The sequence below is a fragment of the Pseudomonas sp. P5_B2 genome, from assembly GCF_056400445.1.
Genome location: NZ_JBFULH010000236.1, coordinates 1 through 6,651, shown reverse-complemented (window position 1 = coordinate 6,651; position 6,651 = coordinate 1). Strand labels below are relative to the sequence as shown.

Genomic DNA, 6,651 nt, shown 5'->3' with positions numbered 1-6,651 from the left:
ATCCTGGCCTTGATGGCGACGATGTTTGTATTCGTCGGCTTCAACGTGGTGAACATCTCGCTGGTCATGAACGGCCTCGAACATGTGTTCGGCATCGACCCGACCATTGTCGCGGTGGCCGTGGTACTGATCGGTGCGCTGCTGTCGATCTACGGCCATGACCTGATGCACAAAGCCTTCAAATGGGCGTTACTCGCCACCTTGCCGCTGTACGCGCTGGTCACGATTGCCTTGATGTTCGGCGCTGGCCAAGAGGGCGTCACCCCGGCGACGGATCTCGGCTTCAACTGGGTGGCCTTCGCCACGCTGTTCGCCATCGGCGCCAGCTACAACATTTCCTATGCGCCCTATGTCTCCGACTACTCCCGTTACCTGCCGAAAAACACCAGCCGACCAAAACTGATTGCCGCCGTATTCATCGGCGCCTCGCTGTCCGGAAGCTGGATGATCGGCCTCGGTGCGTGGCTGGCGCAGCAGTTGAAAGCGGTGGATGCGCTGGTGGCGTTGAACCAGGTCGGCTCTGCGATGATTCCGGGAATGGGCAACGTGCTGGTGATCGTTTCGGTAGTGGGCTTCCTGCCGATCATCGCGCTCAACACCTACAGCGCCATGTTGACGCTGCTGACCGGCGTCGACTCGATCAAGAAAATCACCCCGACGCCACGCGCCCGAGTGATTTCCATCACCGCGATYAGCGTGATCCTGTTGACCTGCGTACTGTCGATCAAAGGCGACGGCATCGCGCTGTTGAACACCTTCCTCGTGCTGCTGCTGTACTTCCTCGTGCCCTGGACCGCCGTCAATCTGGTGGACTACTTCTTCGTGCGCAAAGGCCGCTACGCGATCCCGCACTTCTTCACCCCGAACGGCATCTACGGCGCCTGGCAATTTCGCGGCATCGTCTCCTACCTGATCGGCTTCGCCGCGATGGTGCCGTTCTTCTACATCTTCGATGCCGCCGCCAACAAAGAAGTATTCGTGGGACCGTTGGCACGCATGTTGGAAGGCGTGGACATCGCTTGGCTGGTGGGGCTGGTGGTGTCGGGCCTGACGTACCTCATCCTCAGCCGCTCGCTCGACCTCGCGTCGGAACGGCGGATCATCGACGCGATTACCGAGAGCGACATCATCGCCATGACCAAACCGACTGCGGAGGAGGTACGTTGAACACTGCAAAAAACACGGTGGTCGCCTGCTGCCAGGTTGCACCGAAAATCGGCGACCTCGCGTTCAACCGCACACTGACCGAACGCGCCATTCGTTCAGCGGCCCATCAAGGCGCACAGATTGTGGTGCTGCCTGAACTGGTGCAGAGCGGCTATGTGTTCAATGATCGCGACGAAGCGTTGTCCCTGTCAGAAACGCTCGACGGACCGATCTTGCGCCTGTGGGCGGCACTCGCCCGGGAACTGAACATTGTTGTGGTAGGCGGTTTCTGCGAACGACTGGACGGCGATGAACTGGCCAACAGCGCGGCGATGATCGATGCCCAAKGCCTGCGTGCTGTTTACCGCAAGGCGCACCTGTGGGATGCCGAGAGTGAAATCTTCAGCGCCGGTGACGCTGCGCCGCCGGTGGTGGAAACGGTTCATGGGCGAATCGGCATGCTGATTTGCTACGACCTGGAGTTTCCGGAATGGGTGCGACTTCCGGCACTGGCCGGCGCGAATTTGCTGTGTGCGCCGGTTAACTGGCCGGATGGACCCCGGCCGCCGACGGAGCGCCCGGCGGAAGTGGTGCGGGTTCAGGCGAATGCTTCGGTGAATCGGATGTTTATTGCCGCGTGTGATCGGCATGGGCATGAGCGCGGGGTGGGTTGGGTGCAGGGGTCGGTGATTGTTGATGCGGATGGGTATCCGGTGGCAGGGCCGGCGGAGCAGGGGGGGGAGCGGATTTTGTTGGCTGCATTGAATCTTGGTGAGGCGCGGAATAAGCGGATTAGTGCGCGCAATGATTTGCATAGGGATCGGCGGGAGGGGTTGTATGGGTTGGTCGGGGACTGAAGCTGTAGCCGAGTCTCGGTCACCAGATGGCTTGGTGGGGAGGGGGCTATTTCAACTTTTTTCGCAATCTGCCTATGAGGTTTTAATAGGGAAATCCAAGTGTTCGCTTGGGGGGGCGCAACCGAGCAGATCGCTTTTGGATGATTACTGCCGATTACGAAGGACAGCAATCGGCCAAAAGCGGTCACTGGAAGCTTATGAGTGTATTTGTAATTATCTATCCAGGACCCGCTCTACCCTGTTAAGACAGGCGGGTAACGGATAGAGGAATGAAAAACGCTACTATGCCAACTGCACTCGGCTTCGATGGGATAAGCCTAAGTGCAAGGCAAATGCAATTATCACTGTAGACGGAGCGGAAAAGCTGCTAAGACCGCCGCCGGAAAACATCAACGCAAGCCCCAACAAGGTGGCGCCGAACCACGCCGTCAAGCCTACGGAGTTAAACGCTGGCGCTTGATCGATAGCCGCCACTTCGCTTCGGCCATAGATAATCTGCGCCAACGCCACGCCGACCCACGCCACCACGAAAATCCCCTGATAGGCCAACGCCTTGAGGAGGTAGGCAAACACGTCAGCGAGCATCAAGCCGTAGACAATCGCCCCCACCGCCACTGCCCACATCAGGTAGGAACCGCGAATGCCAAAACGACCAAAGAACGCCTGCATGTTCAGGGTTGCGAGGTAGTAGTTAGCGGTGTTGATCCTGGTTTGCGTGGCCCAGACAAACAACAATCCCCACAACCCCATCAACTGCAAAATTGCCATCACCACGGAGACTTCGTTCAGCGCGCCGTCGTGAGGAATGCTGCTGACCAGGTAAATGCCAGCCGCGCCATTGAGCAGGAACGTGACCGCGTAGAACGGCATGCCAAAGTTCCAGCGACCGTGATACTCGGCGTCTTCAGGCTTGCCGAACCGTGCATAGTCGAAGGTGAACAACATCAACACCCAGACACCCATGTAGGCGACAAAACAATCCCACCAACCGAATGCACTAGGCGTTGCCGGGCCGAAATCCAGCCATTGTGGCTGGTATCCATAACGGCTGATCGATAGCCCCACCGCCACCAGCAAACCACCGAGGTACACCGGCAGCAACACGCCGTTGAGCTTGTCCAGCCAGTGCTGCACGCTGCCCAGGATCATCGGCACGCTGTAGAGCACCACCGCCAACGCCGCCAGCGGATAGCCCAGTTCCGGGTACAGGTGGTTGAGCGCGACGGCGATCACCGAACCTTCGAACACCGCGTAATAGATCGCGGTCGAGAAGAAAATCAACGTCGCCAGGCACGCTCCGGTGCTGCCGAACAACAGCCGTGAAAATAACGCCACCGACAAGCCGCTGCGAATCGCAAAGCGGCTGAGCACGCTGTTGACCAGTCCATAACTGATCACCGACAGGACCATGCCGATCAGCGCATTGCGCGCACCGAACGACAACGCCAATGAAGCACCCACCACGATGTAAAACATCGCGCTGCACACCGCCCACCAGGCCATGGTCAGGGACAGTCGACCCATGCGCGCTTCGGTGGGAACAGGATGATGCGCCGGGTCTTGCCCGGTTTGACTCGATTGCGATAAAGCAGCCATATGCGTGAACTCCAAAACCAGTCAAAGGTTGAAGCGCGGGCAGCCGTCACCGCACCGAAGTGCGGCGTTGACGTACTGTTTGGCATGGCCCGCGCTAGATGGCGGGCAGAATCAGGAAGGGAACAGCTTGCTCAGGCAGCTGAGTTTTTTCTTATAGGACCGTCGCGCTTCCAGCGCCTCTTCGAGGGTTACCGCGACAAAGCGGGCCTTCTGGTTGGGTTGCATCTGGCCGATCAAATCGAGGTCGGCGCTGATGACCGTGCCAATCATCGCGTAGCCGCCACCGGACACCGCATCACGGTGCAACACGATGGGTTCTAGCCCGGCGGGCACCTGGATCGAGCCGATCGGGTAGCAACTGTCGACGATGTTCGACGGATCGGAGCCCGCGCCGAACGGCTGCTCCCGGGGCTGGAAGCTCAGCGCGCTGCCGCCCTTGAAGCGATAGCCGATGCGGTCGGCTTCCGAACCGACCGTCCACGGCTCGGCGAAAAAGCTCTTCGCCGCCGATTCGGTCAAGCGGTGGTAGTACAAACCGGGCACCACCCGCAGGGTGATTTCGCCACCCAATGATTGCCGCAACGCCATGGGCAAACTGGCCCCAGCGCGGCTCTTGCCACTGGCGATGCCCACCGACAATTCGTCGCCTGCAATCAAGCGTCGCCCCTGAAAACCGCCGAGCGCGCCCAGCGCATAGGTGGAGCGACTGCCTAGCACCACCGGCACATCAATGCCGCCGGCCACCGCCACATAAGCGCGGGCACCAGCCTTGGGAAAGTCAAAACGCAGCACTTGCCCGGCCTTCACGATGAACGCGGTGTCGTGGTGCATTTCCACGCCATCAACCCGTGGCGTCATGTGCGCGCCGCTGACCGCCACCAATGCATCCTGCTGAAACTCCAACTCTGGCCCGAGCAACGTGCATTCCAACGCCGCCCAACCCGCTGGATTGCCGACCAGTTGATTGGCCGTACTCAAGGCGTATTGATCAAGCGCACCGGACGGCGGAATGCCCAAGTGGTAATACCCTTCGCGGCCCAGGTCTTGTACCGAAGTGGCGAGGCCGGGTTTGAGGACCTTGATCATGCCAACACCTCCTGCAATGACTTGGGATAGCCAACGGGATCGGCGAGAAACGCGTCCAGCGAAAACTCCACCGGCCGAATCCGCAGATCAAAGCAACCGGTTTCCACTTCGGCCACCGCGTGGTCGTAGGCTTCCCGGTCCATCGGTTTGAACTGCACGATGTCGCCTGGACGGAAAAACACCATGTGTTCTTTCAGGTACGCGAGATTCTGTTGCGGGTCGTAGATCGGCGCGGGCGTGACGCCAAACATCTGATAACCGCCGGCGCCACGCACCGAGTAAATGCAACCAAAGCAACCGCCGTGACCAAGGGTCAATTTCGGTGTGTCCGTGCGCGGGCGCAGGTATTTGGGCACCTGCAATTGACGCTCGCGCTCGACCATCTGGAACATGAAGGGTAGCCCGGCAACAAAGCCGACCATCGAGACAAACCACGGAGCGCCACTGTGGGCCGCGATGAACGCATCAACGTCCGCGAGGCCGTTGATTCGTGCGGCGTATTCCAGGTCCGTGGCGCTTGGGTCTTGATGGCGGTCGCGAAAACGCATCAGCGTTTCGTGGGTCCAGGGATCGTTGTAGAGCACCGGAATCTCAATGATCCGCGTCTGCAACGTGCGCTCGGCAACAGCACCAGCCTCGGCGATTTTGACCGCTTCGAGCAAGGTGTGAGGGGCGATGCTATCCGGGTCAAAACGGATCTGAAATGACGCGTTGGCCAGGCAGATATYGAGTACGCCATCCAGCGCCATCCGCTCTACGGCGCGGGTTACAGCCAGGCCCTTGAAAAAGGCGTCCAGGGACATGCTGTCACTGACTTCGGCAAACAAATGCTCGTCGGCGCCAAAACTGTAGCGAATCGCAGTGCTCATGCTTCGCCTCCGCAGCGGCGCTCGGCCAGCCAGGTTTCCAGGGTGCCGGTGTGGAAGTCGGCACTGTGCAGCCACGGTTGTTCCAGCAATTCGCCGTGCAAGGCCAAGGTGTTGGCCATGCCGGTAAGCGTGGTGTGCGCCACCGCCACCCGCGCACGGGCCAGGGCTTCGGCGCGATCCGCACCGTGAACGATCAGCTTGGCCAGCAGCGAATCATAGTACGGCGGCACGCGGTAGCCTTGATACAGATGCGTATCGACGCGGATGCCCTCGCCCTGCGGCCAGATCAACTCCTCGACCAGACCCGGACTTGGGAAGAAATCACGACTCGGGTCTTCGGCGTTCAGCCGCATTTGCAGGGCTGCGCCGTTGAGTCGGATGTCACTTTGTTTGATGCCCAGCGGCTCGCCACCGGCGATGCGCAACATGGCCTGGACCAGGTCGATGCCGGTGATCAGTTCGCTGACCGGGTGCTCCACTTGAATCCGCGTGTTCATCTCGATAAAGAAGAACTCGCCAGTGGCGTCGTCATACAGATATTCCAGGGTGCCGGCACCCTTGTAGCCCAAAGACTCGGTCAGGCTCACGGCGCTTTCGCAAAGGGTTTCTCGTTGCTGTTGGCTGAGGACTGGCGACGGCGCTTCTTCGAAGATTTTCTGCCGGCGCCGTTGCAGCGAACACTCGCGCTCAAACAAATGCACCGCGTGCTGACCGTCACCCAACACCTGTACTTCAATATGCCGGGCCCGGCTGATAAACCGCTCCAGATAGACCGCGCCATTGCCAAACGCCGCTTGGGCTTCGCGCTGGGAACGGGGAAATTCTTCGCTCAATTGCTCGGCGTTTTCCGCCAACCGTATACCGCGCCCGCCACCACCGGCCGAAGCTTTGATCAACAACGGGAAGCCAACGGATTCAGCAGCCTTGAGCGCCGACTGGACGTCGAACAGTTCACCCGGCGAACCTGGCACCACCGGCACGCCAGCGGCTTGAGCCGTGCGCCGGGCCTCGGCTTTATCGCCCATACGCCGAATGGTCTGCGCGCTAGGGCCGACGAAAATGGCGCCGGCAGCCACCACCGCTTCGGCGAAATCGGC

6 protein-coding genes are annotated in these 6,651 nt (G+C 60.1%); 2 read left to right on the top strand and 4 right to left on the bottom strand.

Annotated features, from left to right (window positions below; genetic code table 11):
* Both AC1DRJ_RS16970 and AC1DRJ_RS16965 read left to right on the top strand, forming a co-directional pair.
* The coding region (locus AC1DRJ_RS16970) for a purine-cytosine permease family protein (RefSeq protein WP_477803174.1) at window positions 1-1,167 on the top strand (1,167 nt) is incomplete at its 5' end.
* Window positions 1,164-2,003 carry a nitrilase family protein gene (locus tag AC1DRJ_RS16965; protein WP_477803173.1) on the top strand — a complete coding sequence of 280 codons (840 nt, stop codon included), beginning with the start codon at window positions 1,164-1,166 and terminating at the stop codon, window positions 2,001-2,003. The genes AC1DRJ_RS16970 and AC1DRJ_RS16965, both read left to right, overlap by 4 nt.
* 282 nt (window positions 2,004-2,285) lie before the next feature.
* Here the strand turns inward: AC1DRJ_RS16965 and AC1DRJ_RS16960 are convergent, their stop codons facing one another.
* From AC1DRJ_RS16960 to AC1DRJ_RS16945, 4 genes are all read right to left on the bottom strand, one after another.
* Entirely contained in the window at window positions 2,286-3,599 is a 1,314-nt protein-coding gene (locus AC1DRJ_RS16960) for a purine-cytosine permease family protein (protein ID WP_477803172.1), read from the bottom strand.
* 111 nt (window positions 3,600-3,710) lie between these two features.
* The gene (locus tag AC1DRJ_RS16955; protein ID WP_477803171.1) at window positions 3,711-4,685 is read right to left on the bottom strand and encodes a 5-oxoprolinase subunit C family protein; all 975 of its coding nucleotides are present in this window, start codon (window positions 4,683-4,685) and stop codon (window positions 3,711-3,713) included.
* Entirely contained in the window at window positions 4,682-5,554 is an 873-nt protein-coding gene (locus tag AC1DRJ_RS16950) for a 5-oxoprolinase subunit B family protein (RefSeq protein ID WP_477803170.1), read from the bottom strand. Before AC1DRJ_RS16950 ends, AC1DRJ_RS16955 begins: the two co-directional genes overlap by 4 nt.
* The coding region (locus AC1DRJ_RS16945; protein ID WP_477803169.1) for an ATP-binding protein at window positions 5,551-6,651 on the bottom strand (1,101 nt) is incomplete at its 5' end. The genes AC1DRJ_RS16950 and AC1DRJ_RS16945, both read right to left, overlap by 4 nt.

Coding starts and splice junctions, on each gene's coding strand:
- AC1DRJ_RS16960 (WP_477803172.1), bottom strand. CDS start 3,599: ATGGCTGCTTTATCGCAATCGAGTCAAACCGGGCAAGACCCGGCGCAT.
- AC1DRJ_RS16955 (WP_477803171.1), bottom strand. CDS start 4,685: ATGATCAAGGTCCTCAAACCCGGCCTCGCCACTTCGGTACAAGACCTG.